This window comes from Bacillus sp. FSL R5-0439 (assembly GCF_038008805.1).
Taxonomy (GTDB): domain Bacteria; phylum Bacillota; class Bacilli; order Bacillales; family Bacillaceae; genus Bacillus; species Bacillus safensis.
The window spans coordinates 2,458,169-2,482,737 of sequence record NZ_JBBOZW010000001.1 but is presented as its reverse complement, the minus strand read 5'-3'; the positions used below and the strand labels follow the sequence as shown (position 1 = coordinate 2,482,737).

Here is a 24,569-nt window from a genome sequence, read left to right as displayed (position 1 = left end):
AGGAGAGAGTCAAATGGTAAAAGTATATTATAACGGTGATATTCAAGAAAACGTATTAAATGGTCAAAAGGTAGCTATCATTGGTTACGGATCACAAGGTCATGCACATGCATTGAACTTAAAAGAAAGCGGCGTAGATGTCATCGTCGGCGTGAGAAAAGGCGGATCTTATACAAAAGCACAAGAAGACGGTCATCAAGTATTCACAGTAAAAGAAGCAGCAGCACAAGCAGACGTCGTCATGGTACTACTTCCAGATGAGCAGCAAAAGAAAGTATATGATGAAGAAATCAAAGATCAATTAGAAGCTGGAAACTCACTTGTATTCGCACACGGATTTAACGTTCACTTCCATCAAATTGTTCCTCCAAGTGACGTAGATGTGTATCTTGTAGCTCCAAAAGGTCCAGGACATCTTGTGAGAAGAACGTATGAGCAAGGCGCTGGTGTACCTGCCCTATTTGCTATCTATCAAGATGTATCTGGTCAAGCGAAAGACAAAGCACTTGCTTATGCAAAAGCGATTGGCGGAGCAAGAGCGGGCGTTCTTGAAACAACATTTAAAGAAGAAACAGAAACGGATCTTTTCGGTGAGCAGGCAGTTCTTTGTGGAGGTCTTACTTCACTAGTGAAAGCAGGTTTCGAAACGTTAACAGAAGCTGGTTATCAGCCAGAGCTTGCATACTTCGAGTGTCTGCATGAACTGAAATTAATCGTTGACCTTATGTATGAAGAAGGATTAGAAGGCATGAGATATTCAATCTCTGATACAGCACAATGGGGTGACTTCGTATCAGGACCACGCGTTGTGGATGCAAAAGTAAAAGAATCGATGAAAGCTGTTTTGACTGATATCCAAAACGGAACTTTTGCAAAAGAATGGATCGTTGAAAACCAAGTGAATCGTCCACGTTTCAATGCAATCAATGCAAATGAAAATGAGCACCAAATTGAAATCGTTGGTAGAAAGCTTCGTGAAATGATGCCTTTCGTTAAACAAGGAAAGAAAAAGGAAGCGGTGAGCGTCGGTGCGGAAAATTAATTTTTTTGACACAACACTTCGAGATGGAGAGCAATCACCAGGAGTGAACTTAAATGCACAAGAAAAGCTAATTATTGCAAAGCAGCTTGAGCGCCTTGGGGTTAATATCATTGAAGCGGGTTTTCCCGCTTCATCCCGAGGGGATTTCTTAGGCGTACAAGAAATAGCAAGAACGATTAAAAACTGTTCTGTTGCTGGTCTTGCACGATGTGTGAAAGGTGACATTGATGCTGCATGGGAAGCATTAAAAGATGGAGTGGAGCCAAGGCTTCATGTCTTTATTGCTACTTCTGACATTCACCTGAAGCATAAACTAAAGAAAACACGTGAAGAAGTCGTAGAACAGGCTGTCGCAATGGTGAAATATGCGAAAGAACGTTTTCCAGTTGTCCAATGGTCAGCAGAAGATGCGTGCCGTACAGATCTTGCTTTCTTGGCAGAAATTGTAGAAAAGGTCATTGACGCTGGGGCGAGTGTCATTAACTTGCCAGATACAGTTGGATACCTAGCGCCAAAAGAGTACGGGAATATCTTTAAATATATGAAGGAACACGTTCCGAATATCGACCGCGTTAACTTGTCCGCTCACTGTCACGATGATCTAGGAATGGCTGTGGCAAACTCACTTGCTGCCATTGAAAATGGAGCAGATCAAATTGAAACGGCTGTCAACGGAATTGGCGAGCGCGCTGGAAATGCCGCGTTAGAAGAAATTGCAGTAGCTCTTCATATTCGAAAAGACTTTTACCAGGTCGAATCAACGATTCAATTGAATGAAATTAAGCGTACAAGTGATGTAGTGAGCAAATACTCAGGAATGATTGTGCCGCGTAATAAAGCAGTCGTTGGAAACAACGCTTTTGCACATGAATCAGGTATTCACCAAGATGGTTTCCTCAAAGAAAAAACAACCTATGAAATTATTTCTCCAGAGCTTGTCGGTGTGACAACAGATGTGCTTGTCCTTGGAAAACACTCCGGAAGACACGCGTTTAAAGACCGCATGAAAACACTAGGCTTTAAACTAACGGAAGACGAAATCAATAAATTCTTTGAGACTTTCAAGAACTTGACAGAGAAGAAGAAAGAAATTACAGATGATGATTTGATCTCTATTATATTAGAAGAAAAAGTAGCAGATCGAAAAATTGGCTACGAATTTGAAAGTCTGCAAGTGCATTATGGAACAGAACAAATGCCAACAGCAACAGTTTCTCTGAAAAACCAAGAAACACAGGCAGTCATTCAAGAAGCAGCTACAGGTGCAGGCAGTGTAGAAGCTGTGTACAACACGCTTGAGCGCTGTATGGAAGAAAGAATTCATTTGCTGGACTACCGCATTCAATCAAATGGAAAAGGCAGAGATGCACTAGCAGAAGTATATGTCACTGTTTCAATAGAAGGAAAAGAAACAGCAGGACGTGGTGTAGCGCAAGATGTGCTTGAAGCATCGGCGAAAGCTTACGTCAATGCAGTGAACAGACATTTAATCTTCAAATCAAATCTAATTGAAATTGAGAAACATCACGCAATCTCATAGGAAAGGAGGAAGGTTCTCATGAAAAAGAAAATTGCACTTTTGCCCGGCGATGGAATCGGACCGGAAGTCGTGACATCTGCAGTCGCTGTCCTTCAAGAGACAGCGGCTCAATTTCAGCACGAATTCGAATTTGAAACTGCGCTCATTGGCGGTATCGCAATAGATGAAAAAAACAACCCGCTTCCAAAGGAAACAGTAGATGTATGCAAAAGCGCTGATGCGATTTTATTAGGAGCAGTCGGCGGACCAAAGTGGGATCAAAACCCGCCAGAGCTTCGTCCGGAAAAAGGCTTGCTCGCCATTCGTAAACAGCTGGACTTATTTGCTAACATCCGCCCTGTAAAGGTGTTCGATAGCTTAAGCGAGGCATCTCCGTTAAAACAGGATCACATTAACGGAGTCGATTTCGTCATCGTTCGTGAATTAACAGGCGGCCTCTATTTTGGTGAACCAAGCGAACGCTATACAGATGATGAAGGAAAAGAAGCTGCCGTTGATACGCTCCTTTATACAAAGGAAGAAATTGTCCGCGTATTAAAAGAAGCGTTCGATATGGCCTTAACGAGACGGAAAAAAGTGACGTCTGTGGATAAAGCGAATGTTCTTGCTTCTAGTAAACTATGGCGTGAAGCAGTAGAGGAAGTTGCTTCTCAATATCCAGAAGTTGAATTTGAGCATATGCTAGTCGACAATGCAGCCATGCAGCTGATTTACAAGCCCGCTCAATTTGATGTCATTGTGACTGAGAATATGTTCGGCGACATTTTAAGTGACGAAGCTTCGATGATTACTGGATCACTCGGCATGCTGCCATCTGCTAGTTTATCAAGCACAGGCCTTCATTTATATGAGCCAATTCATGGTTCAGCACCCGATATTGCGGGGCAAAACGTTGCAAACCCTCTGGCAACCATTTTATCAGCAGCAAGCTTGCTTAGAACATCCTTTGCATTAGAAGAAGAAGCGGCTGCAATAGAAGACGCTGTGGAAGCTGTTCTTGCCTCTGGCAAACGAACAAAAGATTTAGCAGCAAAAGAGGGAACATATCAAACGACTGAAGAAATCACTAATGCGGTTGTAGACGCACTCAAGCAGCGCGTGCAAACCATTGTATAAATAGAATCTTGTGGAATTAGATAGAGGGAGGAAAAGGGTTATGCCTCGAACAATCATCGAAAAAATATGGGATCAGCATATAGTCAAAAGCGGCGAGGGGAAACCAGACCTTTTATATATTGATCTGCACTTGGTGCATGAAGTGACATCACCTCAAGCATTTGAAGGATTAAGACAAAAAGGGCGTAAGGTGAGAAGACCTCAAAACACGTTTGCGACGATGGATCACAACATCCCAACTGTGAATCGATTTGTGATTAAAGATGAGATTGCTAAAAAGCAAGTGAGTGCCTTAGAGCGCAACTGTGCGGAATTTGGCGTTCGTCTTGCTGATCTCCACAGTGTTGACCAGGGAATCGTCCATGTCGTTGGACCGGAGCTTGGATTGACACTTCCGGGGAAAACAATCGTTTGTGGAGATAGTCATACATCAACTCACGGCGCGTTTGGCGCACTTGCCTTTGGGATCGGTACAAGTGAGGTTGAACATGTACTTTCTACACAAACACTTTGGCAGCAGCGTCCGAAAACGCTAGAAATTAGAGTAGACGGAAAGCTTCAAAAAGGGGTAACCGCCAAAGATGTCATTTTAGCCGTCATTGGTGCACACGGCGTGAAGTTCGGTTCAGGTTATGTCATTGAATACACTGGGGAAGTATTCAGAAACATGACGATGGATGAGCGGATGACTGTTTGTAATATGTCGATTGAAGCAGGTGCGAGAGCAGGATTGATTGCACCTGATGAAGTCACCTTCGAATATTGCCGCGGCCGCAAATATGCACCGCAGGGCGAGGATTTCGAAGCAGCTATTAAAGAATGGGAAGAACTTAGAACAGATCCAGGTGCAACCTACGATAAAACCATTGTGTTAGATGGAAATAAGATTTCACCAATGGTTACGTGGGGAATTAACCCAGGAATGGTACTGCCTGTGGATGCATCAATTCCAGGACCTGAGGACTTTGCACAAGAAGATGATCAAAAAGAAGCGATTCGTGCTTACGAATACATGGGAGTCCATCCGCATCAGCGTATAGAAGATATTACGATTGAGCATGTCTTTATCGGCTCATGTACGAACTCAAGAATGACTGATTTACGCCAAGCCGCTTCTATGATTGAAGGACAAAAAGTAGCAGATCATGTCAGAGCGATTGTGGTGCCTGGCTCTCAAAGTGTCAAATTGCAAGCAGAAAAAGAAGGTCTTCATGAAATCTTCCTTGAAGCAGGATTTGAATGGAGAGAATCAGGCTGCAGTATGTGCCTTAGTATGAATAACGATGTGGTACCGGAGGGCGAACGCTGCGCGTCCACATCAAACCGTAACTTTGAAGGGCGTCAAGGGAAGGGTGCGAGAACGCATCTTGTCAGCCCGGCAATGGCTGCAATGGCTGCGATACATGGCCGATTTGTCGATGTCAGGAAGTTTAATCAAGAGAAAACAGTCGTGTAAGGAGTTGTCATAGATGGAGCCTTTAGTCACTCATAAAGGGAAAGCCGCTGTGCTTAACCGTATCAATGTAGATACAGATCAAATTATTCCGAAGCAATTTTTAAAAAGAATCGAACGAACAGGATATGGCCGCTTTGCCTTTTTCGACTGGCGTTATTTAGCCGATGGCAGCCCAAATCCAGATTTCGAACTGAATCAGCCGATCTATGAAGGAGCATCGATTTTGATCGCAGGAGAAAACTTTGGCTGCGGATCATCTAGGGAACATGCTCCTTGGGCGCTTGATGATTATGGCTTTAAAATTGTCATCGCACCATCATTCGCAGATATATTTCATCAAAACTGCTTTAAAAATGGGATGCTTCCGATTCGCCTTGATTATGATGTGTGGAAAACCTTCGCAGCATCATATGAGAACAAAGGGTATGAGATGACGGTTGATCTTGAAAAACAGCAGATAGAAGATCACGAAGGGAATATCACCCCTTTTCAAGTCGACCCTCACTGGAGAGAAATGCTCCTAAATGGTTATGATGAGATTTCATTAACATTACTACTAGAAGATGACATTCAAGCATTTGAAGAAAAGCGTAGCAACTGGCTGCGCGCTTAAGCAACGAGAAGCTGTCCGCCCGAGGTGTGACGGCTTCTTTTTTGCATGAAAACCTCTCGTTACTTGTGTTTACTAATCTTCGTTGGTAAACTGATAAAAAATATGCGCCCGAAAGGAACGTAAGCATGAAGCATGACAAGAAGAAAGATAATGTCATTTTGTTTCCTGGTCTGAAAGAAAGACTGATTGAAAAAGGAATGGCAGCATTAAAAGATAAACAGTATCAAGAGGCGCTTCACTTGTTTTCAGAAGCAAAATCGTATGATGACGATGAAGAATCCGATATTCACCTCGGAATGGCAATTTGTTTTCTGGAGCTGGGTGAGCTGCAGGATGCAAAGCGTGTTTGTGAAAAAATGCTGCATGAAGGATATGGCCACTATTTCACTGTGCTCCAAGTGTATATGACGATCTTAATTCAGCTGAAAGAATATGAAGAAGTCAAACAGACGATTGAGGCTGTGCTCGAGGAAAACCATCTTCCGGCAGAAAGCGCGGAGCATTTTTACAAGCTGCTCGAATTTAGCAGAAAAATGATTGAATCACCTGAAGAGATTTTAGATGAAGATGAGGAAGCCGGAAGTGAGGTCAATATAGATGACATGCTGAAGCGGCCGGAAGAACAGGTCCAGTTCATCCATTCATTGAAAGACCGGAATATTACACCGCACATGGGTCTATTAAATACAATCTTACAAAATCCCGATGGGAACCCTTTGGTCAAATCAATGATCCTGCAGCTTCTGGCAGATCATGATGTGGCAAAGCCGGTTCATGTGACAAAATTCGGTGATTCTTTAACACTTATTCCTTCTGAGGCTGTAAAGCCAGAGCAGATGCCGCTTCTTCAGCAAGTCCTTCGTATGCTCGATGACACGCTCGGCAATGAGAACCCAACCCTTTACCAAGGCGTGGAAGAGCTATGGCGCCGGCACTTATTTGTGCTGTATCCATTTCTTCCTAAGTACACAGATCCGAGTCTTTGGGCAGCGGCACTTCATAAAGTCGGCTATGAAATGCATGGGATCGAGATTGAACTCGAAGAATTGCATCTATTGTATGAATTTAACGAACGAGAGCTGAGAGAAGCTTGCACAATGCTGAAAGATATTGAAGAAATTTCTTATTTGTAATTTGTCGATTTAGTTGAAAGACGGACTTGTTATGTTATAATATAATGGTTGTATTTGTGCATATATAGTGCAGTTGTCAGATTCCAACGGTTGAAAGACGATATGTATAATCAAGTCAAATGTTGTATACATAATGCAAGCTTCTTAGCGGAGTGCGTGGTTTTTGATTGGACGAAGTCTTTATGATGCTTTAGAATGGAGCAACGCACAATCTGAATAGATTTTTGGAGGGAAACACACATGTCAGTAAAATGGGAAAAACAAGAAGGTAACGAAGGCGTTCTAACTGTAGAAGTTGACGCTGAAACATTTAACAAAGCACTTGATGATGCATTTAAGAAAGTGGTTAAGCAAGTATCAATCCCTGGATTCCGTAAAGGGAAAGTACCACGTGGTCTTTTCGAGCAGCGTTTTGGTGTAGAATCTCTTTATCAAGATGCATTAGATATTCTTCTTCCAGTTGAATATCCAAAAGCAATCGACGAAGCTGGTATCGAACCAGTTGACCGCCCTGAAATCGATGTTGAGAAAATCGAAAAAGGCGAAAGCTTAATCTTCACTGCAAAAGTAACAGTGAAGCCTGAAGTGAAACTTGGTGACTACAAAGGTCTTAACGTAGAAAAAGACGACACAGCTGTTACTGATGAAGATGTACAAGAAGAGCTTAAAGGCATGCAAAACCGTCAAGCTGAGCTTGTTGTCAAAGAAGAAGGCGCAATCGAAAACGGCGATACAGTTGTTCTTGATTTCGAAGGATTCGTTGATGGAGAAGCATTCGAAGGCGGAAAAGCTGAGAACTACTCTCTTGAAGTAGGTTCTGGTTCATTCATCCCTGGGTTCGAAGAGCAATTAGTTGGTCTTGAAGCTGGCGCTGAAAAAGACGTAGAAGTTACATTCCCAGAAGAATACCATGCTGAAGACCTTGCAGGTAAACCAGCTGTATTCAAAGTGAAAATTCATGAAATCAAAGCAAAAGAACTTCCAGCACTTGACGATGAGTTCGCTAAAGATGTTGATGAAGAAGTAGAAACACTTGCTGAGTTAACTGAAAAAACGAAGAAACGTCTTGAAGAAGCAAAAGAAAACGAAGCAGAAGGAAAACTTCGTGAAGAGCTAGTTGCGAAAGCTTCTGAAAATGCGGAAGTTGACATCCCACAAGCGATGGTTGACACAGAGCTAGACCGCATGATGAAAGAATTCGAACAACGTCTTCAAATGCAAGGTATGAACCTTGAGCTTTACTTCCAATTCTCTGGACAAGATGAAGATGCGCTTAAAGAGCAAATGAAAGAAGATGCTGCTAAACGCGTAAAATCTAACCTAACACTTGAAGCAATTGCTGCTGCAGAAAACTTACAAGTGTCTGACGAAGAAGTGGAAGAAGAACTTTCAAAAATGGCTGAAGCATACAACATGCCAATTGAAAATATCAAACAAGCGATCGGATCTACTGAAGCAATGAAAGAAGATCTAAAAGTTCGTAAAGCAATTGATTTTCTTGTAGAAAACCGTTAATATGGTGCATAATAATAAAACAGGGCGCGAGTGACTCGTGCCTTGTTTTGTACAATTTTTGACTTATCATCGCTTCTTTTGGAAACGATAGTGTAAGTCGCATCTTTCTGTCATACATATCTCAATGTGCGGTGTTAGAAACACATCGTTACCGTCTTTTAGGAAAGTATGGTAAAATGCATACATACTGGACCCAGAAAGGTAGCTGACTGTTAGCTACAGGCAAGTGAAGAAGAATAAGGGGTGAAAGAATGTTTAAATTCAACGAGGAAAAAGGTCAATTAAAATGCTCGTTTTGCGGAAAAACGCAAGATCAAGTGCGTAAACTGGTCGCAGGACCTGGCGTATATATATGTGATGAATGTATCGAGCTTTGCACGGAAATAGTTGAAGAAGAGCTCGGCACAGAGGAAGAAGTTGAATTCAAGGATGTTCCGAAGCCTCATGAAATTCGGGAGATTCTTGATGAATATGTCATCGGACAAGACAATGCGAAAAAATCCTTAGCTGTAGCGGTTTATAACCATTACAAACGGATCAATTCCAACAGCAAGATTGATGATGTTGAGCTTTCGAAAAGTAATATTTCTATGATTGGACCAACAGGAAGCGGTAAAACATTACTTGCTCAAACACTTGCTCGTATTTTAAATGTTCCATTTGCGATCGCAGATGCAACATCATTAACTGAAGCAGGTTATGTTGGTGAAGACGTAGAGAATATTTTACTAAAGCTGATCCAGGCAGCGGATTATGATGTAGAAAAAGCGGAAAAAGGCATTATCTACATCGATGAGATCGATAAAGTAGCAAGAAAATCAGAAAACCCTTCTATTACTCGAGATGTATCTGGGGAAGGTGTCCAGCAAGCCCTTTTGAAAATTCTTGAAGGAACAGTTGCTAGTGTACCGCCTCAAGGTGGACGTAAGCATCCTCATCAAGAATTCATTCAAATCGATACAACAAATATCCTCTTTATTTGTGGTGGAGCTTTTGACGGCATTGAGCAAATCATCAAACGCCGCTTAGGTCAAAAAGTAATTGGATTCGGTGCGGAAAATAAAGTCGAAGATCTTGAAAAAGAAGTTCTTCTATCAAAAGTACTGCCAGAAGACTTGCTTCGCTTCGGTTTAATTCCAGAATTCATCGGTCGTCTACCGGTTATTGCAAGCCTAGAGCCGTTAGATGAAAAAGCACTTGTAGAAATCTTGACGAAGCCTAAAAATGCGCTCGTTAAGCAATATACAAAAATGCTTGAGCTTGACGATGTAGAGCTTGAATTTGAAGAAGATGCTCTTAGCGAAATTGCGAAAAAAGCAATTGAGCGTAAAACAGGAGCTCGTGGTCTTCGCTCGATCATTGAAGGCATCATGCTTGATGTGATGTTTGACCTTCCATCTCGTGATGATATTGAAAAATGTGTCATCACTGGTGCAACGGTTGCTGATGGTGAGCCGCCGCGTCTTGTGTTAAAAGATGGCACAGTCGTCAACAAAGATACAAAAACATCTGCATAAAGAGAAGTCTCACTCCTGAATCATTTTGATTCAGGAGTTTTTTATTTATCGTGGAAGATGTGTTTATTCCGTCCAGCTCTAGGAAATACTAGCAGACAGAAACCAATACATACGATAGATGAAGGAGGGAGCACCGATTGAGCTGGACAGGAATCGTATTATTTATACAGCTGTTCTTTGGTATCGTCATCGGGCTGTACTTTTGGAACTTACTGCGAAATCAGCGCACACAAAAGGTGACGATAGACAAAGAATCAAAGAAAGAAATGGAAGCACTCAGAAAGATGCGCTCAATCAAGCTGAGTGAGCCTTTATCAGAGAGAGTCCGGCCAAAGGGGTTTCAAGATATTGTAGGGCAGGAAGACGGCATTCGTGCTCTAAAAGCAGCGCTTTGCGGACCAAATCCTCAGCATGTCATTGTCTACGGCCCACCGGGAGTTGGAAAAACAGCAGCTGCCCGTCTTGTCATGGAAGAAGCGAAGCGTCATGCTGATTCACCGTTTAAGAAAGATGCGGTATTTGTGGAGCTCGATGCCACAACCGCAAGATTCGATGAACGGGGCATCGCAGACCCACTCATTGGTTCCGTGCATGACCCGATTTACCAAGGGGCGGGAGCGATGGGACAGGCAGGCATTCCGCAGCCAAAACAAGGAGCCGTTACGCATGCTCATGGCGGGGTTCTGTTTATTGATGAAATTGGCGAACTGCATCCGATCCAAATGAACAAAATGCTGAAAGTCCTTGAAGATCGGAAAGTATTTTTAGACAGTGCCTACTACAGTGAGGAAAACACCCAAATTCCGAATCACATCCACGATATTTTTCAAAATGGGCTTCCGGCTGATTTCCGGTTGATTGGTGCTACGACAAGAACACCTGAAGAAATTCCACCAGCCATTCGCTCAAGGTGTTTGGAAATTTTCTTTAAGGACCTTGACCAGCATGAACTGAAAATTGTTGCTGCTAAGGCTGTCCAAAAAATCCAAAAGGAATTAAGTGATGAAGGGTTGAACCTGTTAACCTCTTATGTGAAAAATGGTCGTGAAGCAGTCAATATGGTGCAGATCGCCGCTGGAATGGCCGTCACAGAAAACCGAAAAGACATCACGATCGAAGATGTCGAGTGGGTCATTCATTCAAGTCAGCTGACACCAAGGTATGAACAAAAAGTACCGGAAAAGCCAAAAGTCGGGGTAGTGAATGGTCTGGCTGTCTACGGTCCAAACAGTGGTGCGTTGCTTGAGATTGAAGTGAATATATGTAAGGCGCTTGAAAAAGGCAGTATCAACATTACAGGCATTGCCGAAGAAGAAAGCATTGGCAGTCAGTCTAAATCCATTAGACGAAAAAGTATGGCCAAAGGGTCTGTTGAAAATGTATTAACAGTGCTGAGAAACTTAGGCATACGGACAAATGAATATGACATCCATATTAATTTCCCAGGCGGTGCCCCGATTGATGGACCGTCTGCTGGGATTGCCATGGCGGCGGCGATTTTCTCTGCCATTCATCAAATCCCGATCGATCATCTGACAGCAATGACAGGTGAAATCGGATTGCAGGGTCAGGTGAAGCCGATCGGCGGTGTGATACCGAAGATTAAAGCGGCGAAACAAGCTGGTGCCACAACCGTGATTATTCCTTATGACAACCAGCAGTCGATCTTAAAAGAGATTGAAGGCGTCACCATTGTGCCTGTGAAGCACTTCCAAGAGGTGCTGGATCAGTGTTTGGTCAACCCGCCAGACGAGAAGAAAGATGGACTAGAAGAGGAAATGAAAAGAAAATCTGTTTAATCCCCATCACATATGGGGATTTTTTAGTGAAATAGATCTTTTTTTCTTTTTCAAGATAAAAAGAAAGGGTATACTACGGTAAGATCATCATTTCTCAAGTCTTTTACATTGTACAAGACTGAAACAGGTATATTATAATGATTCATACTAGTGACGGAGGTGTCAATCAACATGGCAGATGAAATCAAAAAGAATGTTCCGCTCCTCCCATTGCGAGGCTTGCTTGTTTATCCAACAATGGTCTTGCATTTGGACGTTGGACGCGAGAAGTCTGTTCAAGCATTAGAACAGGCGATGATGAACGATCATATGATTTTTCTAGCAACACAGCGGGAAATTTCAATAGATGAACCAGGTGAAGAGGAAATTTTCAAAGTCGGCACCTACACAAAAATCAAACAAATGCTGAAGCTGCCGAATGGAACGATTCGTGTACTCGTAGAGGGCTTAAATCGAGCGCAGATCGAATCATATGTGGAGCTTGAGGACTATACGTCCGTCGATATTAAAGAGTTGGCAGAAGAAGATTTAAAGGACGCAGAAGCAGAAGCACTCATGCGCACTTTGTTAGATCACTTTGATCAGTACATAAAAATTTCAAAAAAAATCTCAGCTGAAACATATGCAACGGTGACGGATATTGAGGAACCGGGGAGAATGGCAGATATCGTCGCTTCTCACCTGCCGCTTAAATTAAAGGACAAACAAGAAGTACTGGAAACAGTGGATGTTAAAAAACGTCTGAACCGTGTCATCAGCTTAATCCACAATGAAAAAGAAGTGCTGGAGATTGAAAAGAAAATTGGTCAGCGCGTCAAACGTTCAATGGAACGAACGCAAAAAGAATATTATTTGCGTGAACAAATGAAAGCCATTCAAAAGGAGCTAGGTGACAAAGAAGGAAAAACGGGCGAAGTCAGTTCATTAATGTCTAAAATCGAAGAGTCCAGCATGCCGGATTCTGTTCGTGAAACGGCACTAAAAGAATTGAACCGTTATGAAAAAATTCCTTCAAGCTCTGCGGAGAGCTCTGTCATTCGAAATTATATTGATTGGCTGATCAATCTTCCATGGGGCATCTATACAGAAGATCGTCTAGATTTAAAGCTGGCAAGTGAGATTTTAGATGATGAGCATCATGGGCTGGAAAAGGTCAAAGAACGTGTGCTTGAATACCTTGCTGTACAAAAGCTGACCAATTCATTAAAAGGACCGATTCTTTGCTTAGCAGGACCTCCTGGGGTAGGGAAAACGTCACTTGCCAAATCGATTGCTAAATCACTTGACCGAAAGTTTATCCGTATCTCTCTTGGCGGTGTGCGTGATGAATCTGAGATTCGTGGACATAGAAGAACGTATGTAGGCGCGATGCCAGGCCGCATCATTCGCGGGATGAGCAAGGCAGGCACAATGAATCCGGTGTTTCTTTTAGATGAAATTGATAAGATGTCCTCTGATTTTAGAGGTGATCCGTCTTCTGCGATGCTTGAAGTGCTGGATCCAGAGCAAAATCACAACTTTAGCGATCACTATATTGAAGAGACATTTGATTTATCACAAGTGTTATTTATTGCCACTGCCAACAATTTAGCAACCATTCCGGGCCCACTTCGTGATAGAATGGAGATTATCACGATTGCAGGGTATACAGAGGTTGAAAAAGCAGAGATTGTGAAAGATCACCTTCTGCCGAAGCAGCTAAAGGAGCACGGATTAAAGAAAGGGAACTTGCAGCTTCGTGAAGCAGCGATTTATGATATGATCCGCTATTACACAAGAGAAGCAGGAGTCCGCGGGTTAGAGCGTCAGCTTGCGGCCATTTGCCGAAAAGCGGCAAGAGCGATTGTGGCTGAAGACCGAAAACGCATCACAGTGACGGAAAAGAACTTATCTGAATTCCTTGGAAAAAGACTTTACCGTTATGGTCAGGCTGAAACAACAGACCAAGTGGGGGTTGTTACAGGACTTGCGTATACGACAGTTGGCGGAGACACCCTATCAATTGAGGTATCACTCTCGCCTGGTAAAGGCAAGCTCTTGTTAACAGGTAAGCTTGGTGATGTTATGAGAGAATCTGCACAGGCGGCATTCAGTTATATTCGTTCCAAAGCAGATGAACTGAACATTGATCCTAATTTTAATGAAAAGCACGATATTCATATCCATGTTCCAGAGGGTGCGGTTCCAAAGGACGGGCCATCAGCTGGTATCACCATTGCGACGGCTCTTGTATCAGCACTCACAGGACGTCCTGTATCAAAAGAGGTTGGTATGACAGGAGAGATAACGTTAAGAGGAAGAGTGCTTCCAATTGGCGGACTAAAAGAAAAAGCATTAGGCGCACATCGTGCAGGATTGAAAACCATTATTCTTCCAAAGGACAATGAGAAGGATATTGATGATATTCCTGAAAGTGTGAGAGAAGGACTAACCTTTATTCCGGTCTCACATCTAGATGAGGTGCTTGAGAAAGCGTTGGTAGGAGAGGGAAGATGAAAGTAACAAAATCAGATATCGTCATTAGTGCGGTGAAACCAGAGCAGTACCCGAGCGGCGGACTGCCTGAAATCGCGCTTGCTGGACGATCAAATGTTGGAAAGTCCTCGTTCATCAACTCATTGATTAATCGTAAAAATTTAGCGCGTACGTCTTCTAAACCAGGTAAGACACAGACGCTTAATTTCTACATTATTAATGATATGCTCCATTTTGTGGACGTTCCGGGCTACGGCTTTGCCAAAGTATCAAAAACAGAGCGCGAAGCCTGGGGTAGAATGATCGAAACGTATATTACAATGCGTGAAGAATTAAAAGCAGTTGTCCAAATTGTGGACCTGCGTCATAAGCCATCAGTAGATGATGTGAACATGTATGAATTCCTTAAATATTACGGAGTTCCCGTGATCGTCATCGCTACAAAAGCGGATAAAATTCCAAAAGGCAAATGGGAAAAACATGCGAAAGTCGTCAAACAGACGCTCGACATTGACCCATCAGATGAACTCATCTTATTCTCTTCTGAAACAAAAAAGGGGAAAGATGAAGCCTGGAATGCGATCCTTGCGAAAGTAAACGGCTAAAAAAAGCATCTGCGATGAGCAGATGCTTTTTTATTGTATAAGTTATTTCCTTTTTAAAAATAATAAGAGGAGACTGACAGCAATCAGTACATAAGGCCAGTACAATTCAAAGCCAGAAGTAGGAATCGAAAGGGAACTTAGCTGTTTTGTAATTTGCTGAAAGAAATAAAGGAACAGACCGAGTGCGATCAGCACAACACTTTCAATACGATATTCTTTTTTCTGAGATGATTTCACAAAGAGTGCAAGTCCTACGATGAATACAATCATCGTAAATGTGTCTGGCCAGTGGTCCAATTTAGGCTGAAGAATAAAGTGTAGCGAAAGGCCTGTCATAAGCATACCGATAAACACATGAGCGCTTTCTTGCTCCTTCTTTCCTTGATATAAAAAAGCGAGTCCAAAAAGCAGTACAAGTGTATACCATTTCTCTTGATCCTTCCAAATGTCAAATTGACCTCCTGAGAGAATGGCATATAGCGCTACAGCCAGTAAAGTAAGCGGCAGCAAAATGGATTTCTTCTTCAAAGATGTCACCTTCTTTTAAGCAGATCATTTGTCCGCACGCGCCAAATCTGGTAAATTGCTTGAAGTGATGATATGGCATAAACGGTGTCGAACATTTTTCTACTATATCACAACATTTTTGAAATCTGTTCACAATTTTTATCCAGTTAAAAATGAATATATGTTATAATCATTATAAATAATAAATTCTATATTGTAATTATTATAAATTAGACAGGGCGTTGGGGGTGCAAGCTGAAGTTATGCATATTCTTGTTGTGGGTTTAGATTATAAAACAGCCCCTGTTGAGATACGGGAACAGCTGAGCTTTGAACCGAGTGAGCTCGGAACAGCGATGTCCAAGCTTAAAGAAGAAAAAAGCATTCTAGAGAATATCGTCATCTCAACATGTAATCGAACAGAGATCTACGCAGTAGTAGATCAGCTTCATACTGGACGGTTTTATATAAAAAGATTTTTAGCCGATTGGTTCGGTTTAGAAAAAGAAGATGTCTCTCCGTATTTGAAGTTCTATGAAAACGATGGAGCGGTTGAGCATTTATTCCGTGTGGCCTGTGGACTTGATTCCATGGTGATTGGTGAAACGCAAATACTCGGTCAAGTACGCTCCAGCTTTAAAGTAGCTCAAGAGGAGAAGACCATTGGTACCGTTTTTAATTATTTATTTAAACAGGCGGTCACTGTTGCAAAACGCTCTCATGCGGAAACGGATATTGCGTCTAATGCGGTGTCTGTCAGCTATGCAGCGGTTGAGCTTGCTAAAAAAATCTTTGGACGTCTTTCTGATAAGCATGTCCTGATTCTTGGCGCGGGCAAAATGGGCGAACTGGCGGCTCAAAACCTTCAAGGGCAAGGAATTGGCCAAGTAACGGTCATCAACCGAACGTTTGAGAAGGCAAAGGAATTGGCCGGTCGTTTTTCAGGAGAGCCTAAGAGCTTAAACCAATTAGAAAAAACATTATCCGAAGCGGACATTTTAATCAGCTCAACGGGTGCGAAACAATTTGTCATTACAAAAGAAATGGTCGAAAGTGCGAATAAAAAGCGGAAGGGCAGACCTCTATTTATGGTAGATATTGCTGTACCCCGTGATTTAGATCCAGCCATTTCTGAAGTAGAAGGTGCTTTTTTGTATGACATTGATGACCTTGAAGGCATCGTGGCTGCCAACTTAAAAGAGCGCCGTGCAGTGGCTGAGCAGGTTGAGCTCCTGATTGAAGCAGAAATTGTAGAATTTAAGCAATGGCTGAATACGTTAGGTGTTGTTCCAGTCATTTCTGCACTTAGAGAAAAGGCACTCACAATTCAAGCCGATACGATGCAGAGTATTGAGCGAAAGCTTCCAAACCTCACAAACCGTGAAATGAAGCTGTTAAATAAACATACGAAAAGCATCATCAACCAAATGCTGAAAGATCCTATCTTAAAGGCAAAAGAAATTGCCGCGGAGCCAAATGCAGAGGAAAAACTTTTACTTTTTAAAGAAATCTTTGATTTACAGGTTGAAGATGAAGAGCAAAAGGTCGAACCTGTACAGGTGGAGCAAGGGGCATTTCAGCTGTTCAAACCAAATATGGCACAAGGCTTTGCTACAGTTGCCAGTGAGTGATTAAGCGATGATGGAATCCATTGTAGCGAGACTCAATGAAGCAACGATCTTAATCTATGCACTAAGTGTCTTGTTCTATTTCATAGATTTTCTTCAACACAACCGGAAGGCTGGAAAAATGGCTTTCTGGTTGCTTTCTATTGTCTGGCTGCTGCAAACAGTCTACATGTTCTATATTATGATGGAAACAGACCGATTCCCTGTGTTGAATGTAGCAGAGGGGTTATATTTTTATACGTGGGTGCTTGTGACACTTTCGCTTGTCCTCACAAAGATATTGCGCGTTGAATTTATTGTCTTTTTTACAAATGTGATCGGTTTTTCCATGATGGCGATTCACACCTTTACACCATCTGACCTCCATTCAGCAGAACTAACGGGGAAGCTGACGAGTGAACTGCTCGTGATTCATATTACGATGGCGATTTTATCCTACGGTGCCTTTTCACTTTCTTTTGCATTTTCACTGCTTTATCTCTTTCAATATCGTTTGCTGAAAAAGAAAAAATGGGGAAAATGGCTTTTGAGAATTGAAGACTTATCAAAGCTGGATCATATGGCATACGTATTAAACATTATTGGTGTGCCAATGCTTTTGCTTAGTTTAATTCTTGGCATCATTTGGGCATATATCTCGTATGATACGTTGTACTGGACAGATGCAAAGGTGCTTGGTTCGTTTATTATGCTGTTTTTATATGGCTTTTACTTATATATCAGATTGGTGAGAAATATGCAGGGCAAAATCGTGGCATTTTGGAATGTCGCTTCATTCCTTGTGCTGATGATCAATTATTTTCTGCTTGGTAGCTTATCAACCTTTCATTGGTTTCAATAATGATGAGTCTTAAAGGCATTGTCGGGAGGAAGACGTATTGCGTACAATTAAAGTAGGTTCTAGACGAAGTAAGCTGGCAATTACACAAACAAAATGGGTCATTCAAAAGCTGTCTGAACTAAACCCTTCTTATTCTTTTGAAATAAAAGAAATTGTAACAAAGGGTGATCAGATTTTAGATGTGACTTTATCTAAGGTTGGCGGAAAAGGACTGTTTGTTAAAGAGATTGAGCAGGCGATGTTGAATCATGATATTGATATGGCGGTGCACAGCATGAAGGATATGCCGGCAGCTCTTCCGGAAGGTTTAGTGATTGGCTGTATTCCTGAGCGTGAAGATGTGCGGGATGCACTTATTTCGAAGGATCATCTAAGTCTCAGCGAACTGCCTAAGGGTGCAATTGTGGGAACGAGTAGCTTACGGCGCAGCGCACAGCTTCTTCAGGAAAGACCAGATCTTGAGATTAAATGGATTCGAGGAAACATTGATACGAGATTGGAAAAGCTGAAAAATGAAGAGTATGATGCCATTATTCTAGCGGCTGCCGGTCTGTCCAGAATGGGATGGAGCAAAGAGGTTGTGTCGGAATTTTTATCTCCTGAGACGTGCCTTCCAGCGGTTGGACAAGGCGCGCTGTCGATTGAGTGCCGCGGGGATGATGAAGAGCTGTTGCAGCTTCTCGCCCAATTCACGAATGAATATACGAAGAAAACGGTCCTCGCAGAAAGAGCCTTCCTCAAACAAATGGATGGAAGCTGTCAGGTGCCGATCGCTGGCTATGCAACGATGAATGAGCATAATGAAATTGAACTAACAGGTCTTGTTGCATCTGCTGATGGGCACACAATTATTCGAGAAACCGTCACAGGCACAGACCCTGAAGCAATTGGGACAGCGTGTGCGAAGCAGATGGCCGATAAGGGAGCAAAGGATTTGATCGACAAGGTGAAAAAGGATCTGTCTCAATGAGCATAGGCAAATCGCTTCACGGACAGACGGTGCTTGTCACTCGAAATGAACGTCAAGCGGGCGTGTTTCAGCAAAAGATTGAAGCGCTGAACGGCCATGCGGTTTTAACCTCTCTTATTCGGTTTGAGCCTACGCTCACAAAAGAAAAAGCGCAGGACTTTTTAAAGGACTTAGAAAATAGCCAATGGCTTGTTTTCACGAGTGTGAATGGTGCGTCTTTTTTTCTGAACTACATAAAAGACCATCATTTCCATAAGAGCTTATCCCATTTAAAAGTAGCTGCTGTAGGAGAGAAAACCTCTGCCTATCTTGAGCAGCACGGCTTGAAGGTGGATGTTGTGCCAGAACGATTTATAGCGGAAGAGCTGGCGGATGCATTACTTGACCATGTACGCCCAGGAGATCGTGTGTTTGTAGCAAAAGGGCATCTATCACGAGATGTGGTGAAAGAGACCCTCGTTCCGCTCGGCATAGAGGTAAAAGAATGGATTTTATATGAAACAGTCAAGGATGAGGAAGGAATTGCTGCTCTTAAAACGGCAATGACGAAGCTATCATTTGATTTTATTACATTTACGAGCTCATCTACTGTTCATTCTTTTATGCATGTGATGGAAGCAGATGCAGCGATGCTTGCTGCATCTGACACCTGTTTTGTGACGATTGGTCCTCTGACAAAAGAGGCACTGCTTCAATACGGGATTTCTTCTGAAACCCCAGATACTTATACGATAGACGGAATGCTTGATTTGATGTGCCGTTTATCTGAAAGGAAGTTGAACCATTGATGAAATTTAACAGACACCGCAGATTGCGGACAAGCGCAGGAATGAGAGAATTAGTCAGAGAAACCTTTTTAAGACCATCTGATTTCATTTATCCGATCTTTTTTGTAGAGGGAGAAAATGTCCGAAAAGAAGTCTCTTCAATGCCAGGTGTGTATCATATTTCTGTAGATCTTGTGAAAGAAGAAGTCCAAGAGCTTGTTGATCTCGGCATCAAATCGATCATTGTATTTGGTGTGCCAGATCATAAAGATCATGTAGGCAGTGAGGCGTATCACGATCATGGCATTGTTCAAAGAGCAACGCTTGAGATCAAAAAGCATTTCCCAGAGCTCGTGGTCATTGCAGACACTTGCTTATGCCAATATACAGATCACGGACATTGCGGAATCGTTGAAGATGGTGAAATTTTAAATGATGAATCTCTTCAGCTATTAGCGAAAACTGCTGTCAGCCAAGCGCGTGCAGGTGCAGATATCATCGCGCCTTCAAATATGATGGACGGATTTGTTGTTGCCATTCGTGAGGCACTGGATGAAGCAGGCTTTATTCATGTACCAGTCATGTCTTATGCCGTGAAATATGCAAGTGCTTTTTACGGTCCGTTCCGTGATGCAGCACATAGTACACCGCAGTTTGGAGATCGTAAAACATATCAAATGGACCCTGCAAACCGTTTAGAGGCTCTAAGAGAAGCGCAATCTGATGTAGAAGAGGGAGCAGACTTCTTGATTGTCAAACCATCTCTTTCTTACTTAGACATTATGCGTGATGTGAAAAATGAATTTACACTCCCTGTTGTTGCTTACAATGTGAGCGGAGAGTATGCAATGGTGAAAGCCGCTGCTCAAAATGGCTGGATTTCTGAAAAAGAGCTTGTTCTGGAAATGCTGACAAGTATGAAACGTGCAGGAGCAGAACTCATCATTACGTATCATGCAAAAGATGCAGCAAAATGGCTCTCAGAATAAAGAACGGATAGACAGGAGGACATTGAAATGGGACGTAGCTATGAAAAATCAAAACAAGCATTTGAAGAAGCACAGCATTTAATGCCTGGTGGTGTCAACAGCCCTGTGCGTGCATTTAAATCAGTCAACACAGACCCGATTTTTATGGAACGAGGCAAAGGCGCCAAGATCTATGATATTGATGGAAATGAATACATCGATTATGTCTTATCATGGGGACCGCTGATTTTAGGACATACGAATGATCGTGTCGTTGAAAGCATTCAGCGAGTAGCGGAAAATGGGACAAGCTTCGGTGCTTCTACGTTAGTTGAAAATGAATTAGCTAAACTTGTATCAGAGCGGGTCCCTTCCATCGAAGTTATTCGCATGGTCAGCTCTGGTACAGAGGCGACGATGAGTGCACTTCGTCTAGCTCGCGGTTTTACAGGCAGAAATAAAATTGTGAAATTTGAAGGTTGCTATCATGGCCACGGTGATTCTTTGCTCATTAAAGCAGGTTCTGGAGTGGCAACGCTTGGACTCCCGGATAGTCCTGGTGTTCCTGAAGGGACTGCAAGCAACACGATCACAGTGCCGTACAATGATTTAGAAAGCATTCAAGTTGCTTTTCAAGAATTTGGCGACGATATCGCTGGTGTCATTGTAGAGCCGGTCGCAGGAAATATGGGGGTTGTCCCTCCGCAAGAAGGTTTCTTGCAAGGACTGAGAGACATTACGGAGCAATACGGATCATTACTCATTTTTGATGAGGTCATGACTGGCTTCCGTGTGGATTATCACTGCGCGCAAGGCTATTTTGGCATCACACCTGATCTGACGTGTCTTGGTAAAGTCATTGGAGGCGGTCTTCCAGTCGGTGCTTATGGCGGAAGAGCGGATATTATGAGACAAATTGCGCCAAGTGGTCCAATTTATCAAGCAGGAACGTTATCTGGTAACCCTCTTGCGATGACAGCAGGCTTAGAAACTCTAAAACAGCTCACACCTGAGTCTTATGAAGAGTTTAAACGAAAAGGTGACCGTTTAGAAGAAGGTATTTCGAAAGCAGCAAAAGCATACGGAATTCCATTATCGTTTAACCGTGCAGGTTCCATGATCGGATTCTTCTTTACAAATGAAGAAGTGATCAATTATGACAAAGCGAAAACAGCTGATCTTGCTTTATTCGCTGAATTTTACAAGGAAATGGCCGATTACGGCATTTTCCTCCCGCCTTCTCAATTTGAAGGACTATTCCTGTCAACAGCTCATACAGATGAAGACATCGAATATACGATTGAGACAGTGGAAAAGGTATTTCAAAAACTACGTCGATAAAACAAAAGCCGATATAGAGACATATCGGCTTTAGATTGTTGACAAAGGCTAAAATGATCTTGATTTTAGCCCTTTGTCTTTTTTCAGCGTGATAGAAAACCTTTGCAGTCTAGGAAAGACGAGCAGCGGAGCGGAGCGAATTTGACATTCGTGAGCACCGGAGCGCAGGACTGACAACGAATGCGAGGGTTTGTCTACACGCTGAGCCGATATGGAGACATATCGGCTTTTTGCGTTGGAGAAAACGATTCATATTTTCACTTCCTCCCACATACAACTGTATTGACATCTAATTTTATTTTTTAAGGATTAGATGAAAGGAGGACACCGACTTGTCTCAAAACAATCGATTACAGTTTTCGGTAGAAGAATCCATTTATTTTAAAAGCGGACAGGAAGTCAGTGAGCTGCTGTCAATTTCTCTCGACCCTGACATTCTCGTTCAAGAAGTGAATGATTATGTTTCCATTAGAGGTTCACTCGAGCTAACAGGAGAATACAACATAAATCAAGAGGAGCTATTGGGTGAATTGAGTTCCTTTCCAACATACAGGGAAGCAGATGAGGTAAAGGTAAGAGAAGACGGAACGGCGGAGCTTCTGCATCAATTTCCAGTCGATATCACCATTCCGAAGAACAAAATTAGTCATTTAAATGATGTGTTTGTGTTTATTGATGCGTTTGATTACCAGCTGACAGAGAATCGTTTGCTTACCATTCAGGCTGATTTAGCCATTGAGGGCTTGTTAGACGAGGAAACGCCTCAAGCGCCTGTAGAGGAGCCGTATGAATTTGTCCATCGTCCTGAAGAGGATTATGGTGATATGGCTTACGATTATCAGTTGCAGCCGGAACAAGAAGAACAAAAAGAGCTGCAAGGCGAAGAACATGAGGATGATGAGAAGCAGCCTGTTGTCCAACATGACACACGTGCTGAGCAAGAAGAACAGGAAGATCAAGAAGAAGAGGAAGAAGAAATTGAGATAGAACTGGTGAACAGGGAAGTAGAGGAAGTGTCCGAAGAACCGGAAGAATCAGAAGAACAAGAAGAGCCGGAACAGCCGAATAACCAAGAAGAAGCTGTGGCACTTGGCTATCGATCCATCCCTGAAGCTCACGTGCAGGAACCGCCATTTTTTGAACCACCTAAGCTTTTAGAAGAAGAGGAGCGGGAGGATACATTCTTTGAAGTGGAAGTGAGAAAAGATCCGGAAGCTGCCGAAGAGCAGGAAGAAACGGTACAGTCATATCCGGCATTTGAATCACCTGCTTATCAAGTGGAACCTGAGCAAGAGGAGCAGGGTGACGAATATCAGCTCGGGCGGTTATATGAACGGGAAGCACCTAAAATATATGAGTCAGCTCAAGAAGAAGAGGAGCTTGAAGAAGACGTGAGAAAAACGTCTGGCAGTGAGAACTCTCTTTATTTAACAAAGCTGTTCGCTAAGCAGGAGGAGGAAGATTTTTCTCGCATGAAAATATGTATAGTTCAGCAAGAAGATACGGTCGATCGTATTTGTGAGAGATATCAATTGAATGTGCAGCAGCTTCTTCGCACAAACTCATTATCGATTGATGCGGAGCTTGAGGAAGGGCAGATTCTTTATATTCCTGAATATCAAAAAAGCAATGCATAGCAAGCGATGACTGACCGAGAAAATGTGGTGAGTGAACGTGGATGAAATCCAATCTGTCTTATACGAATACGGACTTGAGGCTGAATATATTGAACCTGTCAGTCCTGTTGTCATCAAGGTATATACAAAGCAGGGTGTATTTGCCTTGAAGCGAGTAAAAGCCAACCGGCATATGCAATTTACTGAACAAATGCTTGAACTAGAATCAAAGGGATATCGCTCCTTTGTGCCGATTTATCGGACGAAGAGCGGTTCCTTTTTCTCAAGTCATCGGGAAAGCCAGTATGCATACTATCTGATGCCGTGGCTGACGAATGAAAAGAGAGAAGAGCAGGACGATAAGCACGAATATTTATTTCAAGAGATTGCAAGACTTCATAAGCGTACTGAAGTCATGATGGATATCACAGAGCAAGAGATAGAAGCGCATTACACCCAAATCAAGACCAAATGGGAAACAGAGAAAGACATGTATGAACGATTCATAGAGCGGGCAGAACAAACGTGGTATATGTCGCCATTTGAGCTGGCCGCTGCTATGTATTTTTCAGAGGCAATGTCTGCCAGCGAATTTGCGCTTGAACGATTAGAAGATTGGCATAAAGAAATGAAAGACAAAGAGACAACGCGGGTTGTGCTAAATCATGGACAGCTATCAATCCATCATTTTTTGTATAATGATGTAGGAACAGGACATTTCACCAATTTCGAGCGGTCTAAAAAAGCCGCCCCCATCTATGATCTTCTGACCTATTTCTTTCGGACATTCAAAACCTATCCCACGTCTTGTCCTGAATGCACTTCTTTGTTTTATACGTATCAAAAAGGAAACCCTCTTCGGGAGGAAGAACTGCATTTGTTCCTAAGCTACCTTGCTTATCCGCAAGGGCTGTTTGATACAGTAAAAGCTTATGAAGCAGGCGGGCAGGATGAAATGGAAAGCTGTCAGCAGTTGTTAAGAGCGTATTGGCAGATGAAAAATTCTGAGCCGACCGTCATGAAGATTCATGAGATTGAGCAGGCTAGACGGCTTGAAGAAGAACAAAGTGCCTCGTCATCAGCGGAATGACGAGGTTATGCTGCGTTGGCTTTATATGGG

General features: G+C 42.6%; 20 protein-coding genes. 19 read left to right on the top strand and 1 reads right to left on the bottom strand.

Annotated elements, in window-relative coordinates:
- Positions 1 to 13 precede the first annotated feature (13 nt).
- The 11 genes from ilvC to yihA all read left to right on the top strand — a co-directional run bounded on the left by ilvC (position 14) and on the right by yihA (position 14,811).
- Positions 14 to 1,042 carry a ketol-acid reductoisomerase gene (gene ilvC / locus NST59_RS12750; protein ID WP_024423187.1) on the top strand — a complete coding sequence of 343 codons (1,029 nt, stop codon included), beginning with the start codon at positions 14 to 16 and terminating at the stop codon, positions 1,040 to 1,042.
- Positions 1,029 to 2,582 carry a 2-isopropylmalate synthase gene (locus NST59_RS12745; protein ID WP_039180437.1) on the top strand — a complete coding sequence of 518 codons (1,554 nt, stop codon included), beginning with the start codon at positions 1,029 to 1,031 and terminating at the stop codon, positions 2,580 to 2,582. Before ilvC ends, NST59_RS12745 begins: the two co-directional genes overlap by 14 nt.
- Before the next feature lie 18 nt (positions 2,583 to 2,600).
- Positions 2,601 to 3,698 (top strand): 3-isopropylmalate dehydrogenase, encoded by a 1,098-nt coding sequence (gene leuB, locus NST59_RS12740; protein WP_064497856.1) that lies wholly within the window; start codon positions 2,601 to 2,603, stop codon positions 3,696 to 3,698.
- A gap of 40 nt (positions 3,699 to 3,738) precedes the next feature.
- Positions 3,739 to 5,154 carry a 3-isopropylmalate dehydratase large subunit gene (leuC, locus tag NST59_RS12735; RefSeq protein WP_039180431.1) on the top strand — a complete coding sequence of 472 codons (1,416 nt, stop codon included), beginning with the start codon at positions 3,739 to 3,741 and terminating at the stop codon, positions 5,152 to 5,154.
- A 13-nt stretch (positions 5,155 to 5,167) separates the two neighbouring features.
- Entirely contained in the window at positions 5,168 to 5,767 is a 600-nt protein-coding gene (gene leuD, locus NST59_RS12730; protein WP_047202464.1) for a 3-isopropylmalate dehydratase small subunit, read from the top strand.
- A gap of 125 nt (positions 5,768 to 5,892) precedes the next feature.
- The gene (ddcA, locus tag NST59_RS12725; protein ID WP_047202463.1) at positions 5,893 to 6,900 is read left to right on the top strand and encodes a DNA damage checkpoint antagonist DdcA; all 1,008 of its coding nucleotides are present in this window, start codon (positions 5,893 to 5,895) and stop codon (positions 6,898 to 6,900) included.
- A gap of 240 nt (positions 6,901 to 7,140) precedes the next feature.
- Complete coding sequence (tig, locus tag NST59_RS12720) at positions 7,141 to 8,415, top strand: trigger factor (RefSeq protein ID WP_034279803.1); 1,275 nt, start codon at positions 7,141 to 7,143, stop codon at positions 8,413 to 8,415.
- Between the two features lie 251 nt (positions 8,416 to 8,666).
- A complete protein-coding gene (gene clpX / locus NST59_RS12715; RefSeq protein ID WP_024423180.1) occupies positions 8,667 to 9,932 on the top strand; it encodes an ATP-dependent protease ATP-binding subunit ClpX in 1,266 nt (421 codons plus the stop codon).
- Between the two features lie 137 nt (positions 9,933 to 10,069).
- A complete protein-coding gene (gene lonB / locus NST59_RS12710; RefSeq protein WP_041086484.1) occupies positions 10,070 to 11,731 on the top strand; it encodes an ATP-dependent protease LonB in 1,662 nt (553 codons plus the stop codon).
- A gap of 171 nt (positions 11,732 to 11,902) precedes the next feature.
- Positions 11,903 to 14,227, top strand: coding sequence for an endopeptidase La (lon, locus tag NST59_RS12705; protein ID WP_039180421.1), 2,325 nt, complete (start codon positions 11,903 to 11,905; stop codon positions 14,225 to 14,227).
- On the top strand, positions 14,224 to 14,811 hold the full coding sequence (gene yihA, locus NST59_RS12700; protein ID WP_024423177.1) for a ribosome biogenesis GTP-binding protein YihA/YsxC: 588 nt from the start codon (positions 14,224 to 14,226) through the stop codon (positions 14,809 to 14,811). Before lon ends, yihA begins: the two co-directional genes overlap by 4 nt.
- A gap of 42 nt (positions 14,812 to 14,853) precedes the next feature.
- Here yihA and NST59_RS12695 read toward each other — a convergent pair whose 3' ends face one another.
- Positions 14,854 to 15,339 (bottom strand): hypothetical protein, encoded by a 486-nt coding sequence (locus NST59_RS12695; protein WP_034279808.1) that lies wholly within the window; start codon positions 15,337 to 15,339, stop codon positions 14,854 to 14,856.
- Between the two features lie 242 nt (positions 15,340 to 15,581).
- On the opposite strand from NST59_RS12695, the gene hemA reads away from it, so the two are divergent.
- The 8 genes from hemA to ysxE all read left to right on the top strand — a co-directional run bounded on the left by hemA (position 15,582) and on the right by ysxE (position 24,539).
- Positions 15,582 to 16,949, top strand: a complete 1,368-nt coding sequence (hemA, locus tag NST59_RS12690) for a glutamyl-tRNA reductase (protein ID WP_039180415.1) — start codon at positions 15,582 to 15,584, stop codon at positions 16,947 to 16,949.
- 7 nt (positions 16,950 to 16,956) lie between these two features.
- Complete coding sequence (locus NST59_RS12685) at positions 16,957 to 17,787, top strand: cytochrome c biogenesis protein (RefSeq protein ID WP_039180413.1); 831 nt, start codon at positions 16,957 to 16,959, stop codon at positions 17,785 to 17,787.
- A 37-nt stretch (positions 17,788 to 17,824) separates the two neighbouring features.
- On the top strand, positions 17,825 to 18,757 hold the full coding sequence (hemC, locus tag NST59_RS12680) for a hydroxymethylbilane synthase (protein ID WP_034279812.1): 933 nt from the start codon (positions 17,825 to 17,827) through the stop codon (positions 18,755 to 18,757).
- Entirely contained in the window at positions 18,754 to 19,545 is a 792-nt protein-coding gene (locus NST59_RS12675; RefSeq protein WP_341040695.1) for a uroporphyrinogen-III synthase, read from the top strand. The genes hemC and NST59_RS12675 overlap by 4 nt, the downstream gene beginning before the upstream one ends.
- Entirely contained in the window at positions 19,545 to 20,513 is a 969-nt protein-coding gene (hemB, locus tag NST59_RS12670) for a porphobilinogen synthase (protein WP_029706177.1), read from the top strand. Before NST59_RS12675 ends, hemB begins: the two co-directional genes overlap by 1 nt.
- A gap of 27 nt (positions 20,514 to 20,540) precedes the next feature.
- On the top strand, positions 20,541 to 21,833 hold the full coding sequence (hemL, locus tag NST59_RS12665) for a glutamate-1-semialdehyde 2,1-aminomutase (protein WP_341040693.1): 1,293 nt from the start codon (positions 20,541 to 20,543) through the stop codon (positions 21,831 to 21,833).
- Positions 21,834 to 22,165: 332 nt separating this feature from the next.
- Entirely contained in the window at positions 22,166 to 23,470 is a 1,305-nt protein-coding gene (locus NST59_RS12660; protein WP_341040691.1) for a LysM peptidoglycan-binding domain-containing protein, read from the top strand.
- A gap of 37 nt (positions 23,471 to 23,507) precedes the next feature.
- Positions 23,508 to 24,539 carry a spore coat protein YsxE gene (ysxE, locus tag NST59_RS12655; RefSeq protein WP_341040689.1) on the top strand — a complete coding sequence of 344 codons (1,032 nt, stop codon included), beginning with the start codon at positions 23,508 to 23,510 and terminating at the stop codon, positions 24,537 to 24,539.
- Positions 24,540 to 24,569: the final 30 nt, after the last annotated feature.